Origin of the sequence: Hyphomicrobium sp. (assembly GCF_051860585.1) — a bacterium.
In the GTDB taxonomy this organism is placed as follows: domain Bacteria; phylum Pseudomonadota; class Alphaproteobacteria; order Rhizobiales; family Hyphomicrobiaceae; genus Hyphomicrobium_C.
Window position 1 is genome coordinate 79,432 of the sequence record NZ_JBHYDS010000001.1, and the last position, 26,508, is coordinate 105,939.

Consider the following 26,508-nt stretch of genomic DNA (forward strand, 5'->3'; position numbering starts at 1 on the left):
CGCGCTGTGCCGTTATCATGCGACGCGCCGCAGAAAGCTGCCCCGCACAAAAAAAAGGGGCCGTCCAATGGACGGCCCAAGTCTAGGGAGGAAACGCCCAAGGAGGGCTGTGATCACAAAGCAGCGGCGACGCCGGTGCTCGATCTCACAGGGACAAAGTTATGCTGCAGCGCGTCAAAGCGCAAGCCCGCAGGTAGGAATAGATTGCCGCGACGCGTTGGCCGCGATCCATCTGCAACACCTACCCCGGCGGCCGAAGAGATCAGACCGCCGAAGGAACGACGTCGAATTATCTAATTATTTCACTTGGTTATTCGGTCGCACCCGAAGCGCAAAAAAAAGGCCGTCCAGAAGCTGGACGGCCCAAGTCTAGGGAGGAAACGCCCAAGGAGGGCTACGACACGCGAGCGCTAGCTCAACGATGTCGCAATGCAATATATCTGTTCCGCCGGGATGAAAGGAAAGTGCAAAAACTGCAGAGCTGCCATTACTAGGGCGAGGGGCAGATTTCTAAGGTTTTGCGGGGAGCCCGCGTCTTTCGACGGCAAGTGCTCAAAAAGAGGACCGTTCGAACGAGCGAACGGCCCAAGTCTAGGGAGGAAACGCCCGTAAAGGGCTGCAGATGCGAAGAAGTGTGCTTCGAAGCTGCAGTTTTTATATGCTCCTGTTCGCGAAAGGCAGCAACTTAACCCATCAATCGTGGTGACTATTACAGTGGGCGTGGTGCGGCCTCGCAACACAGTAAAATTCATCCGTTTGTTTTACTCTCAAAGAGAGTAATTCAAGTGTTGTTTGTTTGCGGGTGTAACCCAGTAACGCCGCCATCAACTTAAGTGACGGATATCCATTGTGACTTTGCCTACCCATTCGCAGTTCAAGTCTCTCCTCGCGCTGGCCCATGACTTGGCCGACCGTTCCCGAGCCGTCATCCTGCCTCAGTTCCGCAAGCCGCTCGACGTCGCCAACAAGGCGGGGGCGCAGGCGTTCGATCCGGTTACGAAGGCCGATCGCGCCGCCGAGCGCGCCATCGCGAAGATGATTCGAGCGCGCGCGCCCGAGCACGGCCTCGTCGGCGAGGAATACGGCCGGGAGCGGCAGGACGCGCCCTACCAATGGGTTGTCGATCCAATCGACGGCACGCGGTCGTTCATCACGGGGTCGCCGCTGTGGGGCACGCTGATCGGGCTCCTCCACGAAGGCGAGCCGGTGCTGGGCCTGATGGACCAGCCCTTCACCGCCGAGCGCTATTGGTCCGACCGGACGGCCGCCTATCTTGGAGTGGGCACCGCTAAGCCGCGCCGCATCCGCACCCGGGCATGTCCTCGCCTGTCCGACTCGCTTCTCATGACGACCAGCCCGGACCTGTTCGCGGCCGGCACCGAGATGGACGGCTTTATGCGCGTCAAGCGGGAGGCGCGCATGACGCGCTACGGCGGCGACTGCTACGCCTACTGCCTGCTGGCCGCGGGCTTCGTCGATCTCGTCGTCGAGTCCGGTCTGAAGAATTACGACATCGTCGCCCTGATCCCGATCGTGGAGCGTGCGGGCGGGCGCGTGACGACCTGGGACGGACGGCCGGCGACGGACGGCGGGCGGATCCTGGCCTCGGGCGATCCGGCGCTGCACGATCGCGCGCTCAAACTGCTCAATCGCTAGCGGGCCGACGAAAACGCGAAGGTGTCCCACGCCTCCACCGGCTCAAGCCGCGGCTTCGTCGAGCCCCATATAGGCGTCGAACGCCGCCCAGAACCGGAGCCGGATGGCATCGGCTTCCTGAAGGATCTCGTGCTGCGCGGCCGGCAACAGCACATGCGTGCCGACCTTGAGGCCGACGGCGAAATCCTCGACGGCCCGCGACGAGACGATCTGATCCTTGCCGGCAACGAACACCATCATCGGCACTTTGACGGAGGCCGCGAAGCCTTCCGACGAGACAAGAGCCATCGAGCGGTACGCGGCGCGCAGCCAGCCAATCGTGGGCGAGCCGAGCGAGAGGGACGGATCGGTGTCGAGCACCGCCTTGTTGCGGTACCAGCGCTCGCGGTCGCTCGTCAGCTCATTGCCTTCAAACGGGCCCCGCTCGACGACCCGATCGGAGCCGCCCTTCACGTAGCTGCGGCTGAAGCCCAGCAAACAGCCCGCTTCGGCATAGGTGCGCGCGACAGATTGGGGAAAGCCGACCTTCTCCTCGGCAAATTCAATCATAGGCGCGCAGAGGATCATGCGCTCGAACCAGGAGCCGGGGCGGGCCGCGTTGCGAAGCAGGATGTTGGCGCCCATCGAATGGCCGAGCGCGATGAACGGCGGCGGGCAATCAGGCAGCACGATCTCTTTCATGAACAGCAGGAGATCGCCGTCGAACTCACTGAAGCTTGTGACGTGGCCCTTAAGAGGATTGGGCAGAGGGCGCGACGAGCCGCCCTGGCCGCGCCAATCCATGGTCGCGACGGCAAAGCCGCGGCGGCGAAGGTCGGCGACCACTTCGAAGTATTTTTCCGCGAATTCGCCGCGGCCGCCGAAGAGGCAGACCGTTCCGCGCCGGGGACCGCGGGTTGCTTCCCAACGCACGAACCTCAGCCGTGTGCCATCGGGCGCGATCAACTCGCCCGGGACGGCACCTCCGGGAACCGGATTTTTGGCCAGTGCAACCAGCTTCATAGGTCAGACCCCGCAAATCACCCTGCGGGAAGGATAGCATAGAGGGCTGGTACGCTGGCCAGCGACGCGCGCGATTTGGACGCCGGATTTTTTGCAAATGGAACGCAGCGCAGCCGGCTACGACCGCCCTAATTCCCGCTCACCGCCACGGCCGTTCGCCATAGGCGAAGCTGCGCAGGACTTGCGGCCGCGCGGCAAGCACCTCACCCGAACAGCGATCGACGCGGAGATGGAAATCGCTGCTTGAATCGAAGCGCCGCGCCAGCATGTGCACGACCGGGCCATCGCCGCCCATGGGGCGAATGCCGGACCAGCCGTCGCGGTTCAGGCTGCGGCGGATTTCCCAGCGCGCAAGGCAGCCGCCATGTCCGACAGGCCGCCGTTCAATCCGTTCGACGCGCTGATAGGTCCGCTCTTCGCTGTAGCGCGGCGGCGGCATCGGCACGGGATAGCCATCCTTGATCGATCCGCGCGGGGGCTCCACTGCGCCGTACTGCCTCGGAGCATTATAGGCTCTGGGGGCGTCATAGCCCCGCGGATCGCCGTAACCTCGCGGGTCGTCATAACCTTCCGGACCGCCATAACCTTCCGGACCAGCCGTCTCGCCGGCGTATCCGCCGTCGTCGTACGGGGGCTCGACATAAGCCTCGCCATCGAGATCCGCAGCGTGGGCCGCCGCCGACAAGACCGGCGCGCCCGTGAACGTGAAAACCGACAAGGCAATCGCTGCCAGAGACGATGACGCTCTCATAGGAGATCTCCCTCGTGGACCCGAACACCGCTAACGCTGCAGAGCGCTCCAGGATCCACCTCGCAACATGAATGGCGCATGAAGGGGGCCGTAATCCTGCTGCGGTCCCAGACCTTTGCCCACTTTCGCCAAAAGGGCCGCTACCCCTTGAAGGCGATGCGACGCCACCTAAATCAAGGACTGCGCACGCCCGAAGCGGGTGCGCAAAACCAGAGGCCCGGGCCAATCGGCCGGGTCCCAATCAGTCGCTTCTCATGGAGGACTTTTGTCATGCGACATTTCGATCTCACGCCCCTCTACCGTTCGACCGTCGGTTTCGACCGCCTTGCCCAGCTGTTCGACAGCGTCGCAGGCGCGGACGCTGATGTGGCTTACCCGCCGTACAACATCGAGCGCTTGGGCGAGAACGAGTACCGGATCACCATGGCGGTGGCCGGCTTTGCGACCGACGAAATCAAGGTCGACGTCAAGGAAAGCACGCTCACGGTCCGCGGCGAGAAATCGGCCGAGGCGGCTGACAACGAGCGGCGCTATCTGCATCGCGGCATCGCCGCGCGCAGCTTCGAGCGGCGCTTCCAGCTTGCCGACCATGTCGAAGTGAAAGGCGCTGTGCTCAAGGATGGACTTCTGAACGTGGATCTCGTGCGCAACCTTCCCGAGCGCATGCGGCCGCGGTCGATTCCAATCGCCGTCAGCACCGGCAGCGATGCGCCGAAGCAGATCGAGGCGCAAGGCTAACCCCTCCCACCTCACAATCTCTCCGAGGGGCGGCGGCAGCGATGCCGCCGCCATTCTTTTGGGCAATGGCACGGACGCCGCGCGATCGCTTTCAGACCTTCTAATCGCACTTGTGTTGCAGGGTAAAATCTGCAACATTGACCTGAAAGGTCAGCATTGCTGTCCTTTATGCGCGCTCCTTGCCAGCTACGCTGAGGAGAGCGAGGGTGAGATATTGGTTGGGCAGCGGACTGCGCGTAGCCCCAATCCGTCGCGGAGATTGATTGCGGTGGTCGCACAGCTGCCACGTCTCGTGAGTGGATGCCCGCCCGATTCCGGGTCGAGCTTGCTTCGCGCAGGCCATCGTTCGGCGCCTCCGGCTTTGGCGCGAGCGGCTTAGACCACCTCGCCGACACACGACTGCGGCGGACTTGCCTTACGGCGATACGTTACGAAACCGGCATCGCGATTGCCGGCGTTGACACCCGAGGACCACCCCATGACCAACGACATGCCATTTCATGGCACCTATGAGCGTCCCCAAGCCCAGGGTCTGTTCGACCCCAGCTTCGAGCGTGATGCCTGTGGCGTGGGCTTCATCGCCAACCTGAAAGGCGAAAAATCGCATCGCGTCATTTCCGACGCCCTTAGCATGCTGTGCAATCTCGAGCACCGTGGCGCCGTTGGCGCCGACCCGCTGGCGGGCGACGGCGCGGGCATGCTGATCCAGATTCCGCACGCGTTCTTCAAGGAGGAATGCGCCAAGATCGGCATCGCGCTGCCGGAGCCGCTCCAGTATGCGGTCGGCCAGCTCTTCACGCCGCAGGACGAGCGCTTGAACGCGCATGGCGTGCGCGCCTGGGAGCGCGTGCTCCGGGACGAAGGCCTTCCCCTGATCGGCTGGCGCAACGTGCCGGTCGACAACTCGTGTCTCTCCGAACTCGTACGCGCCACGGAACCGGTCCATCGGCAGGTGTTCATTGGGCGGCCGGCCGGCATCAGCGAGGACGAGTTCGAGCGCCGCCTCTATATCGTGCGCAAGATCGTCTCGAACGCGATCCACAATACCTACAAGGGCCGTGACGTCGGTCATTATACCGTCAGCCTGTCGTCGCGGACGGTCGTCTACAAGGGGATGTTCCTCTCCTATCAGGTGGGCGAGTACTACAAGGATCTCTCCGACGCGCGTGTCGTCTCGGCGATGGCGCTCGTGCATCAACGCTTCTCGACCAACACGTTCCCGTCGTGGAAGCTCGCCCATCCCTATCGCATGGTCGCCCACAACGGCGAGATCAACACGCTGCGCGGCAACGTCAACTGGATGGCGGCGCGCCAGGCGTCGGTGTCCTCGCCACTGTTCGGCGGCGACATCAACAAGCTGTGGCCGATCTCGTACGAAGGCCAGTCCGACACCGCCTGCTTCGACAACGCCCTCGAGTTCCTGACCATGGGCGGCTACAGCCTGGCGCATGCCGCCATGATGCTGATCCCCGAGGCGTGGGCCGGCAACCCGCAGATGGACTCCAAGCGGCGCGCCTTCTACGAGTATCACGCCTGCCTCATGGAGCCGTGGGACGGCCCCGCCGCGATGGCGTTCACGGACGGGCGCCAGATCGGCGCGACGCTCGACCGCAACGGCCTGCGCCCTGCCCGCTACATCGTGACCAAAGACAGCATGGTGATCATGAGCTCGGAAGCGGGCGTCATCACCGTGCCGGAAGAGGACATCATCAAGAAGTGGCGTCTGCAGCCGGGCAAGATGCTGCTGATCGATCTCGAAAAGGGCTGCATCGTCTCGGACGAAGAGCTGAAGGCCGAGATCAGCTCCAAGAATCCCTACGAGACTTGGGTGAAGCGCACGCAGATCATGGTTTCCGATTTGCCGCTGACGGTGAAGAAGGGGCCGATGTCGCGCAATGACGCGTCGCTGCTCGATCTCCAGCAAGCCTTCGGCTACACGCAGGAAAGCCTCAAGTTCCTCATGACGCCGATGGGCGCGCGGGGTGAGGAAGCTATCGGCTCGATGGGCAACGACACGCCGATCTCGGCCATGTCGTCGAAGCCCAAGCTGCTGCACACCTATTTCAAGCAGAACTTCGCGCAGGTGACGAACCCGCCGATCGACAGCATCCGCGAAGAGCTGGTGATGAGCCTCGTCTCGTTCATCGGGCCGCGGCCGAACATTCTCGATCTCGAAGGCACCTCGAAGGTGAAGCGTCTCGAGGTGCTCCAGCCGATCCTGAGCAACCAGGATCTGGAGCGGATCCGCCAGATCGGCGAGGTGCGCGACAATCACTTCGCCTCGATCACGATCGACATCACCTATCCGGTCGAGAAGGGGCCCGGCGGCATGGCGTCGGCCGTGGATGTCATCTGCGCCGAGGCCGAAGAGGCCGTGCGCTCGAACGACTACAACATCATCATTCTCTCCGACCGCCGCGCGGGGCCGGACCGGATTCCGATCCCGGCGCTGCTCGCGACGTCGGCCGTGCACCATCATCTTATCCGCCAGGGCCTGCGCACGTCGGTCGGCCTCGTCGTCGAGACGGGCGAAGCGCACGAGGTGCATCAGTTCTGCACGCTCGCCGGGTACGGCGCGGAAGCCATCAATCCCTACCTCGCGTTCGACACGCTGACGGTGATGGCGCCCAGCCTCGGCGCCAACCTGACGCCCGAGGACGTGCAGAAGAAGTACATCAAGGCCATCGGCAAGGCGCTGCTGAAGGTGATGGCCAAGATGGGCATCTCCACCTACCAGTCCTACTGCGGCGCGCAGATCTTCGACGCCGTCGGGTTGAGGTCGACGTTCGTCCGGAAGTATTTCACCGGTACGCATACGCCGGTCGAAGGCGTCGGGCTGCGCGAGATCGCGCGCGAGACGTTCGACCGCCATGCCGCGGCGTTCGGCGATTCTCCTGTGCTCGCTAATGCGCTCGACGTCGGCGGCGACTACGCCTATCGCGTGCGCGGCGAAGCGCATGTATGGCGCCCAGCCGTCGTCGCGGATCTCCAGCACGCCGTGCGCTCGACCGACAACGCCGACGCCATGGCCGGCAAGGTGCCGCAGAAGTATCGCGACTACGCGCGCGCCATCGACGCTCAGTCCGAGCAACTGCTGACCATCCGCGGCATGTTCCGCATCCGCTCGGCGGAGAGCATGGGGCGCGCGCCCGTGCCGATCGAGGAGGTCGAGCCCGCGACTGAACTCGTCAAGCGTTTTGCCACCGGCGCGATGAGCTTCGGCTCGATCTCGCGCGAGGCGCACACCACGCTCGCCATCGCCATGAACCGCATCGGCGGCAAGTCCAACACCGGCGAAGGCGGCGAGGAATCAGACCGGTTCAAGCCGCTGCCGAACGGCGACAGCATGCGTTCGGCCATCAAGCAGATCGCCTCGGGCCGGTTCGGCGTGACGACAGAATACCTCGTCAACTCGGACATGATGCAGATCAAGATGGCGCAGGGCGCAAAGCCCGGCGAGGGCGGACAGCTGCCCGGCCACAAGGTGGACGAGACCATCGCACGCGTGCGTCATTCGACGCCGGGCGTGGGCCTGATCTCGCCGCCGCCGCATCACGACATTTATTCGATCGAAGACCTGGCGCAGCTCATCTTCGACCTCAAGAACACAAACCCCGACGGTCTCGTGTCGGTGAAGCTCGTGTCCGAGGTCGGCGTCGGCACCGTTGCCGCCGGCGTTGCCAAGGCGCGCGCGGATCACGTCACCATCTCCGGCTACGAGGGCGGCACCGGCGCTTCGCCGCTGACGTCGCTCAAGCATGCCGGCAGCCCGTGGGAAATCGGTCTCGCCGAAACGCACCAGACGCTGGTCATCAACCGTCTGCGCGGCCGCATCGCCGTGCAGGTCGACGGCGGCCTGCGCACCGGGCGCGACGTGATCGTCGGCGCGCTGCTCGGCGCGGACGAGTTCGGATTCGCGACCGCGCCGCTGATCGCGGCCGGCTGCATCATGATGCGCAAGTGCCATCTCAACACGTGCCCGGTCGGCGTCGCGACGCAGGACCCGGTGCTGCGCGCGCGCTTCACGGGCCAGCCAGAGCACGTCATCAACTTCTTCTTCTTCGTTGCCGAGGAAGTGCGCGAGATGATGGCCGCCATGGGCTATCGTAAGCTCGAGGACATGGTCGGCCAGACAGACTGGCTGAACAAGGATCGCGCGAACCATCACTGGAAGGCGCGCGGGCTCGACTTCGACAAGGTGTTCCACAAGCCGAACGCCGGCAAGGGCGTGGCGATCTATCATTGCGAGGCGCAGGATCACGGCCTCGAGAAGGTGCTCGACAACCAGCTGATCAAGACCGCACTGCCCGCGCTCGACGCGAAGAAGCCCGTGAAGGCCGAGTTCAAGATCAAGAACACCGACCGTACGGCCGGCACCATGCTCTCGGGCCAGATCGCCAAGCGCTACGGACACGCGGGTCTGCCGGAAGACACGATCTGGCTCACCATGAAGGGCACCGCAGGCCAGAGCTTCGGCGCCTGGGCCGCGCGCGGCCTGACGCTCGATCTCGTGGGCGAAGGCAACGACTACGTCGGCAAGGGCCTGTCCGGCGGCAAGATCATCGTGCGGCCGAACGCACTCTCGGGGATCGTGCCCGAGGAGAGCATCATCGTCGGCAATACGGTGATGTACGGCGCGATCACGGGCGAGTGCTACTTCCGCGGCGTGGCCGGCGAGCGCTTCGCCGTGCGCAACTCGGGCGCCTATGCGGTGGTCGAGGGCACGGGCGATCACGGCTGCGAGTACATGACGGGCGGCTGCGTGGTTGTGCTGGGTCCGACGGGCCGCAACTTCGCGGCCGGCATGTCGGGCGGCGTCGCCTACGTGCTCGACGAAGCGGGCGAACTCGAAGCGCGCCTCAACAAAGAAATGGTGGAGATCGAGCCGCTCGCGCTCGACGCCGCTCTGATCGACAAGCTCGCCAAGAGCTCCAGCGAGGCAACGCGCCAGCTCTCCGAGCTGATGGTCGACATGCGCGAGCAGGATCTCGAGCGGCTGCATGCCTTGATCGTGCGGCATGCGCACTACACCAATTCCACGAAGGCCCAGACGATCCTGGCCGACTGGGCGGGCTCGGTGCGCAAGTTCAAGAAGGTCATGCCGTTCGAGTACAAGCGCGCGCTCACGGAATTGGCCAAGGCCAAGGCCGCAGCGGCCGAGCGGGTGCAAGCTTAAGGGGACTGCCCTTCTCCCCGATCTGCGGGAGAGGGGACAATCGAAAGAAGATTAGACGATGGGAAAACCGACCGGGTTTCTGGAGTTCGAGCGCGCGGATCGCAAGTACGAGCCGGCCGACGCGCGCGTGAAGCATTGGCACGAGTTCGTCGTGCCGCTGTCCGAGCCGGAGGTCAAAACGCAGGCCGCCCGCTGCATGGACTGCGGCATTCCGTATTGTCACAACGGCTGCCCGGTCAACAACCAGATCCCGGACTGGAACGATCTCGTCTACACGGGCGACTGGAAGACGGCGGCGGATAACCTGCACTCGACGAACAACTTCCCGGAAGTCACTGGGCGCGTGTGCCCGGCGCCGTGCGAAGCCGCGTGCACGCTCAACATCGACGACGTGCCGGTGACCATCAAGACGATCGAATACTCGATCGCCGATCGCGCCTTCGAAGCCGGCTGGGTGACGCCGCAGGTGCCCGACGTGAAGACGGGCAAGTCCGTCGCCATCATCGGCTCGGGTCCGGCGGGTCTCGCTGCCGCCCAACAGCTCGCGCGCGCAGGCCATGACGTGCACGTCTACGAGAAGAACGCGCGTCCGGGCGGACTGCTCGTGTACGGCATTCCCGACTTCAAGATGGAAAAGCATCTCATCGCGCGCAGGCAGGCCCAGATGGAGGCCGAGGGCGTCGTGTTCCATTGCAACGTCACCGTCGGCCGCGACGTGACGGCGCGCGAGCTCGAGGACAAGCACGACGCCGTGCTGCTCGCCATGGGCTCGGAAGCTCCATTCGACTTCTTCGCCAAATCGCCGGGCCGCGACCTCGACGGCATCCACTACGCGATGGATTTCCTGACGCAGCAGAACCGCCGCAACGCGGGTGAGCCGCAGCTTCCCGGCACGAAGGAGATCTCGGCCAAGGGCAAGCACGTGATCGTCATCGGCGGCGGCGACACCGGCTCCGACTGCATCGGCACGTCGTTCCGCCAGGGCGCGAAGTCCGTCACGCAGCTTGAAATCATGCCGAAGCCGCCGGTACGCGAGGACAAGGCGCTCTCGTGGCCGAACTGGCCGCTGAAGCTGCGCGTGTCGTCATCCCAGGCCGAGGGCGCCGACGTCGAGTATTCCGTTTCGACGACGGGATTCTCGGGCGAAGGCGGCAAGGTCAAGAAGCTTAACTACGTGCAGGTCGACGGCAAGATGGCGCCGGTGCCCGGTTCTGACGCTTCACTCGACGCCGATCTCGTGCTGTTCGCGATGGGCTTCTCGGGTCCGACAGACGGCGGCGTCTTGAGCGGCCTCGGGCTCGAAGCAGTCGCGCGCGGCCGCTTCAAGGGCGTCGACGCCAATGAGCGCGACTACAAGTTGCCGGGGAGCGGCAAGGTGTTCGCCGCCGGTGACGTTCGCCGCGGGCAGTCGCTGGTGGTCTGGGCGATCCGCGAGGGGCGCCAGGCCGCGAGTTCCATCGACAAGTTCCTGATGGGCACGACGACGCTTCCTCGCTGATCCATTTGTTCCGCATCTCTGGAAGACTGTATTAACGCGCGGTTTGGCCCATCGGCGAACCGCGCGTTATCGTCATTTCAAAGTGGGACGCGTCGGCGTATCCGATGTTACGATGGTTTCCCCCGCATCGCGGGCAAGGCCGGATTCGTTTGCCGGTACCCTTGATCGTGTGCGGGACGATCCCCAGGTGCTTAAGGGGGTCGACACCAACCAACGTGGGAAATCAAATGGATACTCCGCTCGAGATCTCGTTCAAGGGTTTGGATAAAAGCACGGCGATCGAAGCCAAAATCGCCGAAAGGGCCGCGCGACTCGAAAAGCATTTCGATCGCATGACGCACTGCCGGGTCGTCGTGGCCGCGCCGCATAAGCACTCCCACAAGGGTAAAACGTACGAGATCAAGATCGATATCGGCATTCCGGGCGCCGCGCCGCTGATCGTGACGCACGAAGCGCCGGTCGGTCAGGCGCAGGAAGATCTGAAGATCGCGCTGCGCGATGCGTTCGATGCCGCAGACCGGCGTCTGGACGATCTGGTCGACAAGAAGAACGGCGCCTCGCGCGCGGAGCGCAGCCGCCGCCGTCCCGTGAAACTCACCGAACTCGAGGAGTAAGCCGCAAAGGCCGGCGCTTCAGTTTTTGCGCCGGCCGGGTTTGCGTTCGTCCGGCTTGCCGGCGGCATCCTTGCCGTCCGGATCCGGCGTTGCGCCGGTTTCGAGCGGATCGGCGCTCGGGACATAAGCCTGCTCAGGCGGCGGAGCCGGTCGCGGCCATCTCGAGTCGTCGGCGCGGCCGGGCTTGGGCTGTAGGCGCTCACCCTTGAACAGCACCCGGAAATACGGCGATTGAGACGGCGCGAGCGCGCGACGGTTGTTCGCCGCGCCGCCGCTGGTGGCGAGCGCCACCGTGCTCATGACGGTCAAGCCGCCGGAGATCTGATCGACGATCGACTCGCCGAGTTGCGAGGGGCGATCGGCGCTTTCACGCCGCGTCACGAGAGCGATGACGGACGCCGGGATCGCGGGGCGCACGATGTCGAGCGCGACGATTTCCTCCCGTCCGCCTTCACTCACGATGCGCAGATTGATCTTGCCGTTGTCGGCCTTCTGGTCGCCTACACCAGAAGGGACGGCCTCTTTCGCCTTGGCGGCGGAGACCACGTCGCCCGCGGCTGGCGCCTGCGGGCTCTTCGGAACGGCGGGGCCTGTCAGCTTCACACTGCCGGGATTGATCTTGGCCTGGTCCGCTTCGGCGCCGTCGAGAGGAACGGCGCGGTCGGCGCGGGCCTGCGTAATGTCGCGGCGCAGTTCGCGATCGACGAAGTAGGCGAGCTTGCGGTTGCCTTCATAGGTGAAGTAGACGCCGTCACCCGAGCGCAGCAGGCGGATCTTGCCCGTGACGTCCGGACCGTAGGCGCTGTAGCCGCCATTCTCGTCGGCGAAACCCGCATAGGTGTCGATATACTTCGCGCCATTGAGGTAGGCGCGCTCGCGCAGCATGTTGTTCATCATCTGCACGTCCTCGTTGGCATCGTAGCGGCGCACGTTGGGCAGGCCGAGCCAATAGACGGCGATGTTGAACTTACGCAGGATCTTGAGTAGGCGATCGGCGCGCGCGGCGTATTCCTGCCGCCAGGCGTCGGTGCCGACCATCAGGCGCTTGCCCGACGCGTGGCGCACGGAGACGCGATCCCAGGCGCCCATCATCACGATGGCGATCTGGGGCGGCGCCACTTTCAACTTGTCCTCGAGATCGACGAGCTTTTCGGCGTAGTCGCTGCGCATCAGGCCGTTGACCGCGAGGTGCGTTCCGATGACGAGGCGCGGGTCCTTCTGGAAGATTTCGCGCGCGCCGGCGAGCAGGCCTTCGGCAAGGTCGTCGCCGATCATTGTCAGGTTGTAGGTATCGCCCGGCGGAAACGGCGTGATGAAGCTTCCGCCGGCCGCATCCTCCTGCGCGCCAGCCGGCAGCGCCGCGGCCCAAAGGCACGCGATCACAGCTATCAGCGGCAGACCCAAACGCGCGAGCATATCGCCCCGGCTGTTGCTCTCATCGATCGGCTGCGTATCGGGCGGGGCTACCTGCGCGACTCGCGAACGCCGACCTTGCGGATGTGGTTAAGAACGGCATCGGACGGCCAACAGTCAACCTTCAGATTGTTGGCGCGCTCGTAGAGGCCGATGACCTTGCGCGTGTTCGAGCCGACCTTGCCGTCCACTTTCTCGACCTCGTAGCCCAGCGGGCCGAGCCGCTCCTGGATTTCGACGATGTTGGCCGTCTTCTGCGGCGCGGTTCCGCCCCATGGCGTGACGAAATCGCCGCCGCCCGCGATGCGATCCGCCAGATGGCCGACGAACACCGCATAAAGGTCCGACATGTTGTAGCGGCGAATGACCTTGTAGTTTTCGAGCACGAGGAACGACGGGCCGTAACCGCCGGCCGGGCTCATCATGTAGGCTTCGAGTGCAAGCTGTTCGGCCGTCCAGGGCTTGCCGTTGGCGCGCTTGAGCCCGAGCTTGGCCCAATCGGCAATGGTGCGCGCCTGGGTGGGGCCTTCATGGCCGCAGTCGGCCTGCGGGGTCAGGACCACCTCGTAGCCCCACGTCTGTCCCGCGACCCACCCCTTGCCCTTGAGCTGGCTGGCGGCCGAGGCGAGCGCGTCCGGCACCGAATTCCAAATGTCCATCTTACCGTCGCCGTCGAGGTCGTGCGCGTGCTTGAAGAACTCGCTCGGCATGAACTGCGTCAGGCCCATGGCGCCCGCCCAGGAGGCGCGCATCTGAGCGCGCGGGATGCCGGATTCGAGCATGCGCAGCGCCGCGATCAGCTCGATGCGGAACATGTCCTTGCGGCGGCCAAGGTAGGCCTGCGTGGCAACGACGTTGATCGCATCATGCGGAAGCTTGTGACTGCCGAAGGCAGTTTCGCGGCCCCAGATGGCGAGCACGGAATACCGGTCCACGCCGAGGTCGCGTTCGATCTTTTCGAGGGTCGCCTTGTGCTTGGCGGCGAGTTCCTTGCCGGTGGCCGCGAGGCGCATCAGATAAGCGCGGTCGAGATATTCGGAGGGCGCGCGCGTGAACTCGGCCTGGCCACGCGCATCGTTCTCGGGCCGTCCCGGCAGGTCGAGATCCGGCAGCTTCAGATCCGGAGTAAAGCCGCGCATGGCCGTGTCGAAGGTCTTGCGTGACACGCCGGCCGCTTCCGCTTCGGGCCACAGCGCCGCGAGCCACGCGTCGAGCTTGGCATCAGCGCGGGCCGACGCGGGTGCGCCGGCCAATCCGGCGACGAGCACAATGAGGATGGCGGCCAAGGACGGAGATAAACGAGGGATCATGCGCACTCATGCTTCCTGACTGGCCGAAAAACTTCGGCCGATGGTCTTCTAACGCTTTTCACGCGCGCGTGCTCCCGGACGATCGACCTGGGTGCCCTCGATTCGGGGTTTTTTTACGACCCGGCGCCTTGGGCATCGGGCGATGGTGGGTACGCCGGGATGCCGGGAACCCTTTGCAAGGTCTCAACATTGTGTCCTCTGGACATCCGGTTTGGAATTCCAAGTCCGGCGGGTGCGCGATTGCTCTTTTTGGCTCTTGCCCGTTGCCCCCGGCAGATCGGATATAGTCCACGTTCTATCCCGCTCAACAGGCGCCACCACCTTCGGCGCCTGCGATCTTTCCCAAGCCGATCTTCCCCCACAACCCGGTGCCTGATGTCCAAAGCCAAGCGCATTCGCAAAGCCGTGTTTCCAGTTGCCGGTCTCGGCACCCGTTTTCTGCCGGCGACGAAGGCCGTGCCAAAGGAGATGCTGACGGTCGTCGACAAGCCCGTCATCCAGCATGTCGTGAACGAAGCGCGCGCGGCGGGCATCGAGCATTTCATCTTCGTCACCGGACGCGGCAAAGCGTGCATCGAGGATCACTTCGACCATCAGTTTGAACTCGAAGCGACGCTTGCGGGCAAGAAGAAGACGAAGGAGCTTCAGGAGCTGCTGTCGGAGCTGCCGGGCGCGGGCCAGACGAGCTTCACGCGCCAGCAGGCGCCGCGCGGGCTCGGTCATGCCGTGTGGTGCGCGCGCGATCTCGTCGGCGACGAGCCGTTCGCACTTTTGCTGCCGGATATGCTGCATCATGGCGCGACGCCGTGCCTGCAGGAGATGGTCGACGCCTACGCTGAAACCGGCGGCGGTAACTTCGTCGCCGTCTCTCCGGTGCCGGACGACCAGACGCACCAGTACGGCATCGTCGGCGTCGAAGACCGCGAGGCCAAGGTGAGCCGCATCACCACGATGGTCGAAAAGCCGCCGAAGGGCACCGCGCCTTCGAACCTGCACATCACCGGCCGCTACATTCTCGATCCCGACATTTTTCCGCTGCTGGCCAAGCAGGAGGCGGGCGCGGGCGGGGAGATTCAGCTCACCGATGCCATGATTACCCTCAGCGCTTCCAAGAAGAACCCGTTCCATGCCGTCCGCTTCGACGGCACCATCTACGACTGCGGGTCGAAAATCGGCTTCCTGCTGGCCAATGTCGCCTACGGCCTCGAACGCGAGGACCTGGCCGCCGACCTGCGCCGCGCCATCAAGGAAATGCTCTGAACCGGGATCATTCCGCGGCCGGCCGGGCCCGCGCCCAAAAATCGGCCGGATTCCGGGCCTCAGAGCACGATGTTGCCGGTTTTCGGTGACATTGGGTTCGGCTAAGGTCGGGCCGCGAAATCCCAGGCCGCACGACCCTCTCAGGCCGCACGACCCTGGGAGCGTTCATCTCGGTGCATGGCGGAGACCTGGAATGGCACGAAAGCGTAACGACCCGGCCGGGGGGCCGATGCACAAGACGCTCAAGCCGCCCGGCCTGTTCCTGGTCCGCATGCTGGTGTTTCTGACGCTGGTGGCGTTTCTGGTCGCCATTCTGCACGAGCAGCTCACGGTCTCCCTGATGGCCAACCCCGGCCTCAACGCCCTGATCATCGGGGTACTCGCGCTCGGCATCATCTACGCCTTCCGGCAGGTCATCCGTCTCTATCCGGAAATTCGCTTCGTCAACGCATTCCGCATCTCGGATCCCGGCATTGCGGGAACGCACCAGCCGGTGCTGCTCGCCCCCATGGCGACGATGCTGCGAGACCGGACCGGCGCGCTTTCGCTTTCGACCGTTTCAATGCGCACGATCATGGACAGCATCGGGTCCCGACTAGACGAAGCGCGCGACACGGGCCGCTACATGGTCGGCCTGCTCGTCTTCCTGGGCCTGCTCGGTACGTTCTGGGGCCTTCTGGAAACCATCCAGTCCGTCGGCGGCGTCATCGCCACGCTGAATACGGGCGGCGGAGAGTCCGTCGCCGTCTTCGACGAACTCAAAGCCGGTCTGGCCGCGCCGCTCAAGGGCATGGGCACGGCGTTTTCGTCGTCGCTGCTGGGCCTTTCCGGATCGCTCATACTCGGCTTCCTTGAGCTGCAGGCCAGCCATGCGCACAATCGCTTTTACAACGAACTGGAAGAATGGCTGTCGGGCATCACCGAATTGACGCCCGGCACGTCCAGCGCCAACGAACAGGCGAGCCGCCAACTGCTCGCGGCCGTGTTCGAGATGCAGCGGGCCGTCGAGGATCTGGGCGAGCGCCTCAAAGGCGGCGGTTCCGCATTCCTTCCCTCCTCTCCACCCGGCAGCAGCCTCGGTGGAGGTCCGGAGGAGGTGCGCGATCTCGCGCGCGGCGTGAACCAGCTCGTGAACCAGATGCGCGCCGAGCAAAAGGTGGTGCGCGAGTGGGTCGACGAGCAGGCGTCCCAGCAGACGGAAGTGACGAGCGTGCTGCGCGAACTGGCGCAGAACATGCTCAAGAAGGGCTAGCGTGATGCTCAATAATTTCGTGGGGCACCTCATTAACGTCGCGGGGCGCGTCATTAACATCGTGGGGCACGTCATTAACATCGTGGGGCACTAGGCATGGCGCGCGGGCGTTCAAAGCGCGGCGGAAGCGAGTACGGCGAGTTCTGGCCGGCCTACGTGGACGTGCTCTCCACGCTGCTTCTGGTCGTGACCTTCCTGATGTCGATCTTCATGGTCTCGCAGTACTACGCAACACAGGAAGCGAGCGGCAAGGACACCGCGCTGCAGCGGCTCACGCGACAGATTTCAGAACTCACCAATCTCCTTTCGCTCGAAAAGGGCAAGTCGCGGTCATCCGCTGACGAACTTTCTGCGCTTCAGTCAACACTGGCCGACCTCAAGACCGAGCATCAGAAGCTTTCCGGCTTCGCGCTGACCGGCGACGAGAAGGCGAAGGCCGCCGAAGGGCGCATCCAAACGCTGTCGGCCGATCTCGAAGCGCAAAAGAACATTTCCAACGAAGCGCTGGCGAAGGTCGATCTGCTGAACCAGCAGATGCTCGCACTCCGCCGGCAGCTCGCGGCCCTCAACGACGCGCTGGAAGCGTCCGAAACGAAGGACAAGGATAGCCAGGATCGCATCAAGGATCTCGGCGCCCGGCTCAACGCAGCGCTCGCGCGGCAGGTGCAGGAGCTGCAGCGCTACCGGTCGGATTTCTTCGGCCGGCTGCGTGAGCTCCTCAAGGACCGCAAGGACATCCGCGTCGTCGGCGACCGGTTCGTGTTCGAATCCGAAGTGCTGTTCCCCTCAGGCCAGGCGACGCTGACGCCCGAAGGTCTTGGCGCCATGGATCAGCTCGCCATCGCCATCGTCGATCTCGCCAAGACCATTCCGCCGGAACTCGGGTGGGCGTTGCAGGTGGATGGCCATACCGACATCCGCCCGATCGCAAGCGCGCAGTTCCCTTCCAACTGGGAGCTGTCGACGGCGCGCGCCGTGGCGGTCGTGAAATACCTGGTCAGCCGAGGCGTACCGGCCGCGAACCTCGTCGCGGCGGGCCACGGCGAGTTTCAGCCGCTCGAATCCGGCGTGGACGAGGTCAGCCTTCGGCGCAACCGCCGCATCGAACTCAAGCTGACGAACAAGTAGGGGCAGTAGGCAGTAGGCAGTAGGCAGTAGGCAGTAGGCAGTAGGCAGTAGGCAGTAGGCGTGCTGCCGGTGTTTGGCCGTGTCAATTGCCGGAGCGCGGGCGCGGGGACGCGACGGGCGGAAAGTCCGCCGACGAGGCGCCGAACAGTTCGGCCGGGATGTTGTGCTGCTGGCGCCACCAGTCCCACGCCACGTCGGTCGGGCCGATGGCGTACTCGACCAGCGACCAACCGTCGCCGCCTTCCGCCAGCAGGAACAGATTGTGCTCGGGGTCGAACATCCCCTGCGCATAGTCCTCGGCAAACTTTGTCGCGCTCCAATCGATGGGCGCGCCGCCCGGCCGCTGAAGCTTCACGTCGCCGAACGCCCACGCGTCCATCACATTCATCTTGGTCACGACGAACTCGATGGGACCGCCGATCTCGGTTTCGAAGGTGGGGCGGGCGGCATCGAGAATGCTGGCGCGCAGCTCCGATCCTTTCGGCGGCTGATGGATGTCGCCTGCGAACGCGGGCGCATGACCGAGCACCGGCGCGAGGGCGAACAGGCAAAGCGATAAAGCGATGGCGAGGCGCATGATCGTGTCTCCCAAGAGGCGGCGATCCACTCTGCCTGGGTTCGCGGCGGACGTCGACGGGATCGACGTGCACGGATCGAAAATTGCGGATGTTGGGTTGTGTGTGCGCCTATTTCGGCCGCTGCGTTTTCGCGGGCCGGGGCGAGGATCGTGGCCGGGCTTCCGAGGCCGGATGCCGGACCGTAAGGACGAGGAACGGCGCGCGCCGTGTTCAGCAACTTTGATCTTGCGATCTAAAACTCTTCAATTCTTTGGGCAGAAGTTTTCGCCCGTCGCCGTCTTTCGTGAAACGCTCTAACACCGCGGATGAAATGCGGCTGGCGAATAGTGCATCGCCGTGGTTGCGGTGTGAAAGCTGAATGATGCCCGTCAGATCTTTGCGACGCGTCCGGCAGGACGGCACGACCACTTCTTGGCGAACCACTTCGGATGGCCTTCGGCCCATTTGGCGATTTCGGAGGGGCTGGCCATCATGCACTGCATCGGCGTCATGCTTTCAGCCATGTAGGTCAGGCTGACATCCTTGCAGCGGGAATGATCTTCCAAGAGGCAGACCGAGACGACGAGCTCCAGCATTTGCGACCTCAAGCAATCAGGTTATCCGCTTTTGGCGGTCCAAACCCTCGAGGCGCATCGTCCCTTTTGTTTTTTTATTTGTACCAACGCTAGGCGGCGAATCAGGTTCCGCACAAGAAACAAAGCTAAGCAGTATGTGCTAATGTTTTATGCTGAGTTGTTTTGGCATCTAGGGGCCGTTTGCAGACTTCACCTCAAATCCCCTCGGACTTGTTTGGATTTTTTCGATGCCGCCGCGTTTGATCGGACTTGCCTATCAGCTCATTTGTTGAGCACGGGGCGAGATGTCTCAGGCGGTGCAGCACCAGGGCCACGCTCGCTGGACAGCGTTTTCAGGAACGCCACCAGAGCCTCCCTCTCCTCAGGATCGAGGGTGAGATCGGTCACCAAGGTCGGCGCGAGCGACGGCCGCTTCACATGACCGCCGGCGTAGTGGCCGACGACATCCAGCAACGTCGCAAGCGAGCCGTCGTGCATATAGGGGGCCGTGTGCACCGCTTCCCGTAGCGATGGCGTCTTGAATTGGGGTAGGCCCTTCATCGGTCCTTCGAGCGCGCCGCGCCCAAGGTCCGCTCCAGGCACGCCGACGTCGTGGAAGCCGTTGTCGGTGAAGCGCCACCCGCCGTGGCATGAGACGCAGCCTCCCTTGCCGACGAAGATTTCAAAGCCGCGCAGTTCCTGCTCGTCGAGCGCGCTGTCATTGCCGGCAACCCAACTGTCGAAGCGCGTCGCGGGCGAAACGAGAGACCGTTCGTAGGCGGCCAACGCGTCGACGATGTCCGCCTCCGCAATGCGCGTGGATGCCGGAAACACAGCTTCAAAGCGCGATTTCATCGCCGCGTCGCGCTCGAGGCGATCGGCGATGGTGGGGAAATGTCCGAACATCTCGTTCTCGGCCAGGATCGGTCCGCGCGCCTGATCGGCCAGCGTTTCGGCGCGCCCATCCCAAAAGAAGCTCGACGCCCAGGCCAGATTGTAGAGAGACGGCACGTTGCGCGGCAGTCCCGCCCCTGCCGGTCCGAGCCCTGTGCGGCGGCCGTCCGTGAAGGCGCGGGCGGGGTCGTGACAGCTCGCGCAGGACGTCGCGCCGCCGCCCGAGAGGCGCGTATCGCGAAAGAGATCGTAGCCGAGCGCGATTTTCGCCGGATCGTCCGTCACGGTCTCCGGCGTCTCCGGCCCGGCGGGACGGGCGAAGATCGCCCGCCAGACGGCGGCCCGATCAGGCGGCGACACATCCGCTTCGCCTATTGCGCCGGCCGGGGCGTGCGTCTGCCGAACGGGCTCGGCATCGGCCTGGAACGCCGCGAACGCGAGCGCGAGCGCGACACCACCCAGCAACCTTTTCGAAGAAGGCGCCAATTCCATCATTGCGTCATTGTTGCACGGCAAACATGCCGGCGGGTTTCGGCCGGTCGCCAAGGTCGGCAGCGCACCAAGAATTCATTTGTGGCCGTCATATCTCGTGTTTGCGGACGCACTCTCAAGACCACCGTGGCCGGAGCAGCACGCACGGCCGCGGAACGATGCGGATCACCAATCGTCGCTTGACCCGGAGGCCAAGCTCTTTCATCCAAGATGGTATATACTGTCAAATGGGGAAGTGCCGGGGCGGCCGTGAGGGCCGGTTCTGCAGGCTTTCAAAAAGATTTTGGCGACGGTCGGATATCCGATCCGCCGCAATGGGGGACGTTCATGGCATCGACCGGTGGCGACGCACAAGTCGTGCAGGGTCTTCCTGTGCACCCGGCGCGCCAGGTCACGTTGGGCTGGTTTCTCAGACGGTCGTTGCTCGGGATCGCAATTTTGCTCGTCGCCATGGGCGGTTTGGCTTGGCTTACCTATGCCTCGATCGATCCGACGCTCGATGCGGAAGCCGCAAGCGCGCCCGCCAACGCAGACGTTGCAGCGCCCGCGAAGCCTTTGCCGGTCGGGCTCTAGCCCCTAGCAAGCCTCCTGCCCTATCGGCCGCCGCACACCGTTTAACGGTTCCCAGCGCTTGGGAAGCGCGGTAGCATCCGTCCGATATTTCAATGGCCTCCGGGATTTCAACGATGTCCCCATATGACCTGGTTCTCGTCGTGATCGTGGGTGCGGGCGCTTTTTACGCTGGCTATCAGGTTGGGCGGTTGAAAGCCCTGAGCGAGCGCGAGCCAGGCTACCGTCCCGACACAACACAGCCCCTGCCCGGCCCCAGCCTCGATCGCGCGCCGTCCGAAGCGGGCGGGTCTTATGCGGACGCCGGCGCTGCACCGGGCGGGCGCTCTGTGCCATCGGCGCCGCCGCGGCGATCTTCCAAGCCGCCGCCGGCCGCCGCCGGTCTGATGAACAAGGATTGAGCATCGGACCAACGATGCCCTGCCTCCGCAATTTCCAGAGGCTGTGATACACGCATTGCAACCGATCAGACGCAGGACGACCGATCCGCGCTGATACGTCTGCGCAAACACTGGCGCTCGAACAGGCTTTTTCTCCATGCGTCTCGCCATGCTGGCCCGCAACGCGGGTCTCTACTCCCATCAGCGCCTCGTCGAGGCCGCGCAGGCGCGCGGGCACACGCTCGACGTGATCAACACGCTGCAAGTGCACATGAACATCACGTCGAACCAGCCGCTTCTGCGTTACGGCGGCAAGACGCTGCCGCTCTACGATGCGGTCATCCCGCGCATCGGAGCGTCCGTGACGCATTACGGGCTCGCCGTCTTGCGGCAGTTCGAAATGCAGGGGGTGTTCCCGCTCAACGAAAGCGTGGCCATCGGGCGGTCGCGCGACAAGCTGAGGGCGCTGCAGCTGCTCGCGCGCGCCGGCATCGGACTGCCGGTGACGGCATTCGCACACAAACCCAAGAACGCCGAGAGCGTCATCAACGAGGTGGGCGGCGCGCCCGTGGTGATCAAGCTCGTCGAGGGCACCCAGGGCATGGGCGTGATCCTCGCGGAAACCGAGGCTTCGGCCAAGTCGATCGTCGAAGCCTTCAGCGCCGCGAACATCAACATCCTCGTGCAGGAATACATCGCGGAGGCCGAAGGCAGCGACGTGCGCGCGCTCGTCGTCGGCGGACGGGTGGTGGCGGCCATGCGGCGCGTCGGGCGCGCGGGCGAATTCCGCTCCAACCTGCATCGGGGTGGGGAAGCGGAAGAGGCGCATATCAGCGACGAGGAACGCGACATCGCCGTCCGGGCCGCGTCGGTGCTCGGGCTCAATGTCGCGGGCGTCGACATGCTCCGCTCCAACCGCGGGCCGGTGGTCATCGAGGTTAACTCGTCGCCGGGATTACGGGGAATCGAACGCGCGACCAACGCCGATGTCGCGGGCGAAATCATCGGTTTCATTGAGCAATCGGCCGCGCATGGGCAGACGGAAACCAAAGGGCTCAAGGGTTGAACCTACGACTTGCAGGGACAGGCCGCGAGCGGGGGGCTTGATCGAGACTCGCTTGCTTGAGACCGGGGTGCTCGACTATCCTTTGCTTCGGTGGCTCAACGCCCGGCTGCTTCGGTGCCGCATACCGTTAGCCGGTTGAACTGTTGCCGCCACCGCCGCGTTTCAGGCCAGGCTCGAACACGCAGGCGGCAGGCAGGATGAATTCTGAATGACGGAACAGCAAAAGCATTTTCCCGAATTCTACGTCACGACGCCTCAGCCCTGCCCCTATCTGCCAGGACGGCAGGAGCGCAAGCTTTTCACCCACCTCACGCATGAAAAGCCTCTCGCGCTGATCGACAATCTCTTGAAGGGCGGTTTCCGGCGCAGCCAGAACATTGCCTACATGCCCTATTGCGAGGGCTGCCACGCCTGCGTCTCGGTGCGCATTCTCGTCGACGACTTCGAGCCCGCCCGCACCATGCGGCGTACCATCGAACGCAACCGCGACCTGACGAGCCGGCGCGTTTCGGCCATCCCGACGTCCGAGCAGTTCAGCCTGTTCCGCAGCTACATCGACGCCCGGCATTCGGACGGCGGCATGGCCGACATGAGCGTGCTCGACTACGCGATGATGATCGAGGACAGCGTCGTGCGCACCTTCCTCACCGAGTATCGCGCGCGGCCGGAGAACCCACTCGAAGAGCATGTGGAGGGCTGGCCGCTGGCGGCGGTGGCGCTTTGCGACCGGCTGTCGGACGGCATCTCGATGGTCTACAGCTTCTACGAGCCGCTTGAGGACGAGCGCAGCCTCGGCACGTACATGATCCTCGAGCACATCGACTATGCGCGGCGGCTGGGGCTGCCGTATCTCTATCTCGGCTACTGGATCGAGGGCTCACGCAAGATGAGCTACAAGACGCGCTACCAGCCCCAGGAACACCTCGGCCCCAACGGGTGGACGCGCGTGGCGGAGCCGCGGCGCTAGAGCGGACGACCCTTCGCTCCTTCGCGAGCTTGTTACTTCGCGAGCTCAGTGTCGAGCTTCTGGAACATGTAGGCCCATTTCGCGCCCTGCGTCTCGACCAGGACGCCCATCAGATTGCGCAGGTCGGCCAGCATCTTGCAATTGGGCTCCGACGCGTTCGCGCCTTCCTGGCCCATGCTCGATATCGAAGCCAGCAGCTCGTTCGTCTTGTCGTCGAAGACGGTGATCTCGTCGTCCTTCACGAAGGGCGCTGCCTCCTTCAGGAACTGGTCGTTGTTCCAGGCGCGCTTGTCCTTGAGCTGACGCAGCTTGGCCTGAAAGGTCGGGCGATGAGTGTTGTTGAGATCGCGCAGTTTCTCGGCCGCTTCGTCGACGGCGCTTTCGAATTCCGACTTGGCGCACGTGTCCGGGGTGGCTGACGGTGCAGCCTGCTCAGGCGCGGCGGGTGGCGCTGCCTCGGGGCTGGCCGGTAATGGGTCCTGTGGTTTCGCGGGCTCATTTCCCTGAGCCGCGGGAGCGGGCTTTTGTTCCTGCGCGGCGGGGGAAGGGTCCTGCGCCTGAGCCGTCACGGTGGCAAGGCACGCAGCGGCGAGCGCCATCAGGAGCTGCACTGCCCAGGCCATTACGCCCCGCGCGCGCCGTCCGGCGCGGCTTCCCCGCTGGTTATCGTCCCGCTTCAACACCCTGGCCCTTCATTGGGGCGCGTTTCATGGCAGCCGCCGCGTCCGCGCGTTCAGGCTGCAATGCCCCCTTCGACTGTCCTACCGGGGCGATCCGCGCGGCGCAAGTTCACTCCGTCACGGACCGACCGAGGCGTGGCTTTTCGGGATCGGGTGTCCTCAGCCGAACTTCTCAGCCGAACGGGGGGCCGAACTTGTTGGAACGCGGGAAGCCCTTGGGTGCAATCCGCCCGGCCTGCGAGCGCTGCCCCACCCAGTCGCGCAGGTCGCTCCATGCCAAGGTGAAGGTGCGCCCGGCGGGATCGAGCCACGTCAGGCCTTCCTTCTTGCTGAAGACCCGCACGTCGGCCAGTACGCCGTCCTTGATGCGCTGGAGGATCGTGCCCTTGCCGCGGGCCATCTCGTTCACTTCATCGAGCGGGAAGACCAGCATCTTGCGGTTGTCGCCCATGGTCGCGACGTGATCGCCGTCGACCGGAATGCAGACGCACGCCTCTTCACCCGGGGCAACGTTGAGGATCTGCTTGCCCTTGCGGGTCGAGGCGACGACCTCGTCCTCCGGCACGATGAAGCCGTATCCGCCCGTGCTCGCGACGAGCAGCTTGCGGCCGGGCGCGTGCACGAAGCATTCGGTGAAGTCCTGATTCTCCTCCAGATCGACGATGAGGCGCACGGGCTCGCCATGTCCGCGCCCGCCCGGAAGCTGGCTCGCTTCGAGGGTGAAGAACTTACCGTTGGTCGCGAACAGAATGAGCTTGTCGGTCGTTTGCGCCTTGACGGCGCGTTTCAGACTGTCGCCCTGCTTGAATTCCAGCTTCGAGAGATCGTCCTGGTGGCCCTTGAGGGCGCGGATCCAGCCCTTGTCGGACAGGATGATGGTGATCGGCTCCTTCTCGGCCAGCGCGGCTTCGAGATCGAGGTCGACCTCGGGGGCGTCGGCGAAGCTCGTGCGGCGACGGCCAAGCTCGGTCTTCTTGGAGTAGCGCTCGCGCGTCGCGCGCACCTCGTCGGAGATGCGCTCCCACTGCAGCTCGTCGGATTTCAAGAGCTGCTTGAGGTCGCGCCGCTCATTCGAGAGCTTGTCGTGCTCGGCCTTGATCTCAACCTCTTCGAGCCGCGACAAAGATTTGAGCCGCAAGTTGAGGATGGCGTCGGCCTGGACCTCGGTGAGCTTGAAGCGGGCGATCAGCTTCGCCTTCGGATCGTCCTCGAAACGGACGATGCGGATCACCTCGTCGAGGTTGAGGAAGGCGATCAGGTAACCGTCGAGCACTTCCAGGCGGTGCTCGATCTTTTTCAGGCGATAGTTCGACCGGCGGACGAGCACCTCGATGCGATGCTCCAGCCACTGGCGCAGCACGTCGCGGAGCGACAGCACGTTCGGGATCTGGCCCGCGGACAGCACGTTCATGTTGAGACCGAAGCGGATCTCAAGCTCGGTCAACCGGAACAGGCTTTCCATCAGCAGCACAGGGTCGATGGTGCGGCTCTTGGGTTCCAGGATGAGGCGGACCTTTTCGTCCGACTCGTCGCGAATATCGCCCAGCAGCGGCAGTTTCTTTTCCGTCATCAGCTCGGCGATCTTCTCGATCAGCTTCGCCTTCTGGACCTGATAGGGGATCTCGGTGACGACGATCTGGTAGCCGCCGCGCCCGGTGTCTTCCTTGTCCCAGCGCGCGCGCAGGCGGAAGCCGCCGCGTCCGGTACGATACGCCTCGAGGATCTGATCACGCGGCTCGACGAGGACGCCGCCGGTCGGAAAGTCCGGACCTGGGATCATCTCGACCAGCTTTTCGATCGTCGCGTTCGGGTGCTTGATCAGGTGCAGCAACGCCGTGCACAGCTCGTCGGCATTGTGCGGCGGGATGTTCGTCGCCATGCCGACCGCGATGCCAGCGGAGCCGTTCGCCAGAAGGTTGGGGAAGGCGGCAGGGAGAACGGTCGGCTCCTGCTCGCGCCCGTCATAGTTGGGACGAAAGGCGACGGTGTCCTCATCGATGCCGTCGAGCAGTTCCGCTGCCACGGTGGTGAGACGGGCTTCCGTGTAGCGATCGGCGGCGGGGTTGTCGCCGTCGATGTTGCCGAAGTTGCCCTGCCCGTCGACGAGCGGATAGCGAACAGCGAAATCCTGCGCGAGGCGCGCGAGGGCGTCGTAGATCGCCTGATTGCCGTGCGGATGATAGTTGCCCATCGTCTCGCCGACGATCTTGGCGCACTTGCGGTAGCCCTTGTCCGGGTCCAAGCCCAGCTCGCGCATGGCGAAAAGAATGCGCCGGTGGACGGGCTTCAGGCCGTCGCGCACGTCCGGCAGCGCACGGTGCATGATGGTCGAAAGCGCGTACGCCAGGTAGCGCTCCTCGAGCGCATCCTTCAGCAGCACGGGCTCGATCGGGCCGGGGCCCGGAAGAATCGGTTTGTCTGTCATGCCGTCTGGTTACGTCTCCCCGCGCCTCCCCTCAAGTGCTGGGGCGCAACAAGTTGCACCAACACACAATTTGTCTCAGCGAAAAGGCGGCGTGTTGTCCTCCG

General features: G+C 64.3%; 21 protein-coding genes. 12 read left to right on the forward strand and 9 right to left on the reverse strand.

All coding sequences use genetic code 11. The annotated features are described in order from the left end of the window. The first annotated feature begins 849 nt into the window (after positions 1 to 849). Positions 850 to 1,656: a histidinol-phosphatase gene (gene hisN, locus ACTIFK_RS00345; protein ID WP_439541048.1), complete on the forward strand. Its 807-nt coding sequence runs from the start codon at positions 850 to 852 to the stop codon at positions 1,654 to 1,656. 42 nt (positions 1,657 to 1,698) lie between these two features. On the opposite strand, the gene ACTIFK_RS00350 is transcribed toward hisN, so the two are convergent. Both ACTIFK_RS00350 and ACTIFK_RS00355 read right to left on the reverse strand, forming a co-directional pair. Then, positions 1,699 to 2,658 (reverse strand): alpha/beta fold hydrolase, encoded by a 960-nt coding sequence (locus tag ACTIFK_RS00350; RefSeq protein WP_439541049.1) that lies wholly within the window; start codon positions 2,656 to 2,658, stop codon positions 1,699 to 1,701. Between the two features lie 139 nt (positions 2,659 to 2,797). Next, positions 2,798 to 3,409, reverse strand: coding sequence for a hypothetical protein (locus ACTIFK_RS00355; protein ID WP_439541050.1), 612 nt, complete (start codon positions 3,407 to 3,409; stop codon positions 2,798 to 2,800). A 270-nt stretch (positions 3,410 to 3,679) separates the two neighbouring features. On the opposite strand from ACTIFK_RS00355, the gene ACTIFK_RS00360 reads away from it, so the two are divergent. The 4 genes from ACTIFK_RS00360 to ACTIFK_RS00375 all read left to right on the forward strand — a co-directional run bounded on the left by ACTIFK_RS00360 (position 3,680) and on the right by ACTIFK_RS00375 (position 11,435). Then, on the forward strand, positions 3,680 to 4,147 hold the full coding sequence (locus ACTIFK_RS00360) for an Hsp20 family protein (RefSeq protein WP_439541051.1): 468 nt from the start codon (positions 3,680 to 3,682) through the stop codon (positions 4,145 to 4,147). A 478-nt stretch (positions 4,148 to 4,625) separates the two neighbouring features. Continuing rightward, positions 4,626 to 9,323 (forward strand): glutamate synthase large subunit, encoded by a 4,698-nt coding sequence (gene gltB, locus ACTIFK_RS00365; protein WP_439541052.1) that lies wholly within the window; start codon positions 4,626 to 4,628, stop codon positions 9,321 to 9,323. Positions 9,324 to 9,381: 58 nt separating this feature from the next. Further along, complete coding sequence (locus ACTIFK_RS00370) at positions 9,382 to 10,821, forward strand: glutamate synthase subunit beta (RefSeq protein ID WP_439541053.1); 1,440 nt, start codon at positions 9,382 to 9,384, stop codon at positions 10,819 to 10,821. 227 nt (positions 10,822 to 11,048) lie between these two features. After that, positions 11,049 to 11,435 carry an HPF/RaiA family ribosome-associated protein gene (locus ACTIFK_RS00375; RefSeq protein WP_439541054.1) on the forward strand — a complete coding sequence of 129 codons (387 nt, stop codon included), beginning with the start codon at positions 11,049 to 11,051 and terminating at the stop codon, positions 11,433 to 11,435. A gap of 18 nt (positions 11,436 to 11,453) precedes the next feature. On the opposite strand, the gene ACTIFK_RS00380 is transcribed toward ACTIFK_RS00375, so the two are convergent. Together ACTIFK_RS00380 and ACTIFK_RS00385 are read right to left on the reverse strand one after the other, a co-directional pair. Beyond that, on the reverse strand, positions 11,454 to 12,851 hold the full coding sequence (locus ACTIFK_RS00380; RefSeq protein ID WP_439541055.1) for a DUF459 domain-containing protein: 1,398 nt from the start codon (positions 12,849 to 12,851) through the stop codon (positions 11,454 to 11,456). A gap of 47 nt (positions 12,852 to 12,898) precedes the next feature. After that, positions 12,899 to 14,158, reverse strand: a complete 1,260-nt coding sequence (locus ACTIFK_RS00385; protein WP_439541056.1) for a lytic murein transglycosylase — start codon at positions 14,156 to 14,158, stop codon at positions 12,899 to 12,901. A 375-nt stretch (positions 14,159 to 14,533) separates the two neighbouring features. Between ACTIFK_RS00385 and galU the strand changes: the two genes are divergently transcribed. From galU to ACTIFK_RS00400, 3 genes are all read left to right on the forward strand, one after another. After that, positions 14,534 to 15,418, forward strand: a complete 885-nt coding sequence (gene galU, locus ACTIFK_RS00390) for a UTP--glucose-1-phosphate uridylyltransferase GalU (RefSeq protein ID WP_439541057.1) — start codon at positions 14,534 to 14,536, stop codon at positions 15,416 to 15,418. A gap of 193 nt (positions 15,419 to 15,611) precedes the next feature. Next, positions 15,612 to 16,670, forward strand: coding sequence for a flagellar motor protein MotA (locus tag ACTIFK_RS00395; protein WP_439541058.1), 1,059 nt, complete (start codon positions 15,612 to 15,614; stop codon positions 16,668 to 16,670). 96 nt (positions 16,671 to 16,766) lie between these two features. Beyond that, on the forward strand, positions 16,767 to 17,798 hold the full coding sequence (locus ACTIFK_RS00400) for a peptidoglycan -binding protein (protein WP_439541059.1): 1,032 nt from the start codon (positions 16,767 to 16,769) through the stop codon (positions 17,796 to 17,798). 82 nt (positions 17,799 to 17,880) lie between these two features. On the opposite strand, the gene ACTIFK_RS00405 is transcribed toward ACTIFK_RS00400, so the two are convergent. From ACTIFK_RS00405 to ACTIFK_RS00415, 3 genes are all read right to left on the reverse strand, one after another. Beyond that, the gene (locus tag ACTIFK_RS00405; protein ID WP_439541060.1) at positions 17,881 to 18,375 is read right to left on the reverse strand and encodes a hypothetical protein; all 495 of its coding nucleotides are present in this window, start codon (positions 18,373 to 18,375) and stop codon (positions 17,881 to 17,883) included. 369 nt (positions 18,376 to 18,744) lie between these two features. Continuing rightward, a complete protein-coding gene (locus tag ACTIFK_RS00410) occupies positions 18,745 to 18,951 on the reverse strand; it encodes a hypothetical protein (RefSeq protein ID WP_439541061.1) in 207 nt (68 codons plus the stop codon). Positions 18,952 to 19,212: 261 nt separating this feature from the next. Continuing rightward, positions 19,213 to 20,319, reverse strand: coding sequence for a cytochrome-c peroxidase (locus tag ACTIFK_RS00415; protein ID WP_439541062.1), 1,107 nt, complete (start codon positions 20,317 to 20,319; stop codon positions 19,213 to 19,215). Positions 20,320 to 20,643: 324 nt separating this feature from the next. Between ACTIFK_RS00415 and ACTIFK_RS00420 the strand changes: the two genes are divergently transcribed. The 4 genes from ACTIFK_RS00420 (at position 20,644) to ACTIFK_RS00435 (ending at position 23,299) form a co-directional block, all read left to right on the forward strand. After that, positions 20,644 to 20,889: a hypothetical protein gene (locus ACTIFK_RS00420; RefSeq protein ID WP_439541063.1), complete on the forward strand. Its 246-nt coding sequence runs from the start codon at positions 20,644 to 20,646 to the stop codon at positions 20,887 to 20,889. A gap of 113 nt (positions 20,890 to 21,002) precedes the next feature. Then, complete coding sequence (locus ACTIFK_RS00425) at positions 21,003 to 21,287, forward strand: hypothetical protein (RefSeq protein ID WP_439541064.1); 285 nt, start codon at positions 21,003 to 21,005, stop codon at positions 21,285 to 21,287. A 136-nt stretch (positions 21,288 to 21,423) separates the two neighbouring features. Next, positions 21,424 to 22,332 (forward strand): 30S ribosomal protein S6--L-glutamate ligase, encoded by a 909-nt coding sequence (gene rimK, locus ACTIFK_RS00430; RefSeq protein ID WP_439541065.1) that lies wholly within the window; start codon positions 21,424 to 21,426, stop codon positions 22,330 to 22,332. Positions 22,333 to 22,540: 208 nt separating this feature from the next. Further along, on the forward strand, positions 22,541 to 23,299 hold the full coding sequence (locus ACTIFK_RS00435) for an arginyltransferase (RefSeq protein WP_439541066.1): 759 nt from the start codon (positions 22,541 to 22,543) through the stop codon (positions 23,297 to 23,299). A gap of 32 nt (positions 23,300 to 23,331) precedes the next feature. Here the strand turns inward: ACTIFK_RS00435 and ACTIFK_RS00440 are convergent, their stop codons facing one another. Together ACTIFK_RS00440 and parC are read right to left on the reverse strand one after the other, a co-directional pair. Continuing rightward, positions 23,332 to 23,922, reverse strand: a complete 591-nt coding sequence (locus tag ACTIFK_RS00440) for a hypothetical protein (protein WP_439541067.1) — start codon at positions 23,920 to 23,922, stop codon at positions 23,332 to 23,334. Between the two features lie 229 nt (positions 23,923 to 24,151). Next, entirely contained in the window at positions 24,152 to 26,404 is a 2,253-nt protein-coding gene (gene parC / locus ACTIFK_RS00445; protein WP_439541068.1) for a DNA topoisomerase IV subunit A, read from the reverse strand. Positions 26,405 to 26,508 lie beyond the last annotated feature (104 nt).

Bases quoted from the DNA above. Each gene is read 5' to 3' on its own strand.
- ACTIFK_RS00375 (WP_439541054.1), top strand. From the start codon at position 11,049: ATGGATACTCCGCTCGAGATCTCGTTCAAGGGTTTGGATAAAAGCACG.
- ACTIFK_RS00410 (WP_439541061.1), bottom strand. From the start codon at position 18,951: ATGCTGGAGCTCGTCGTCTCGGTCTGCCTCTTGGAAGATCATTCCCGC.
- ACTIFK_RS00350 (WP_439541049.1), bottom strand. From the start codon at position 2,658: ATGAAGCTGGTTGCACTGGCCAAAAATCCGGTTCCCGGAGGTGCCGTC.
- gltB (WP_439541052.1), top strand. From the start codon at position 4,626: ATGACCAACGACATGCCATTTCATGGCACCTATGAGCGTCCCCAAGCC.
- ACTIFK_RS00415 (WP_439541062.1), bottom strand. From the start codon at position 20,319: ATGATGGAATTGGCGCCTTCTTCGAAAAGGTTGCTGGGTGGTGTCGCG.
- ACTIFK_RS00435 (WP_439541066.1), top strand. From the start codon at position 22,541: ATGACGGAACAGCAAAAGCATTTTCCCGAATTCTACGTCACGACGCCT.
- ACTIFK_RS00370 (WP_439541053.1), top strand. From the start codon at position 9,382: ATGGGAAAACCGACCGGGTTTCTGGAGTTCGAGCGCGCGGATCGCAAG.
- ACTIFK_RS00405 (WP_439541060.1), bottom strand. From the start codon at position 18,375: ATGCGCCTCGCCATCGCTTTATCGCTTTGCCTGTTCGCCCTCGCGCCG.
- parC (WP_439541068.1), bottom strand. From the start codon at position 26,404: ATGACAGACAAACCGATTCTTCCGGGCCCCGGCCCGATCGAGCCCGTG.
- ACTIFK_RS00360 (WP_439541051.1), top strand. From the start codon at position 3,680: ATGCGACATTTCGATCTCACGCCCCTCTACCGTTCGACCGTCGGTTTC.
- galU (WP_439541057.1), top strand. From the start codon at position 14,534: ATGTCCAAAGCCAAGCGCATTCGCAAAGCCGTGTTTCCAGTTGCCGGT.
- ACTIFK_RS00385 (WP_439541056.1), bottom strand. From the start codon at position 14,158: ATGATCCCTCGTTTATCTCCGTCCTTGGCCGCCATCCTCATTGTGCTC.
- ACTIFK_RS00380 (WP_439541055.1), bottom strand. From the start codon at position 12,851: ATGCTCGCGCGTTTGGGTCTGCCGCTGATAGCTGTGATCGCGTGCCTT.
- ACTIFK_RS00395 (WP_439541058.1), top strand. From the start codon at position 15,612: ATGGCACGAAAGCGTAACGACCCGGCCGGGGGGCCGATGCACAAGACG.
- ACTIFK_RS00420 (WP_439541063.1), top strand. From the start codon at position 20,644: ATGGCATCGACCGGTGGCGACGCACAAGTCGTGCAGGGTCTTCCTGTG.
- ACTIFK_RS00400 (WP_439541059.1), top strand. From the start codon at position 16,767: ATGGCGCGCGGGCGTTCAAAGCGCGGCGGAAGCGAGTACGGCGAGTTC.
- ACTIFK_RS00440 (WP_439541067.1), bottom strand. From the start codon at position 23,922: ATGGCCTGGGCAGTGCAGCTCCTGATGGCGCTCGCCGCTGCGTGCCTT.
- ACTIFK_RS00425 (WP_439541064.1), top strand. From the start codon at position 21,003: ATGTCCCCATATGACCTGGTTCTCGTCGTGATCGTGGGTGCGGGCGCT.
- rimK (WP_439541065.1), top strand. From the start codon at position 21,424: ATGCGTCTCGCCATGCTGGCCCGCAACGCGGGTCTCTACTCCCATCAG.
- ACTIFK_RS00355 (WP_439541050.1), bottom strand. From the start codon at position 3,409: ATGAGAGCGTCATCGTCTCTGGCAGCGATTGCCTTGTCGGTTTTCACG.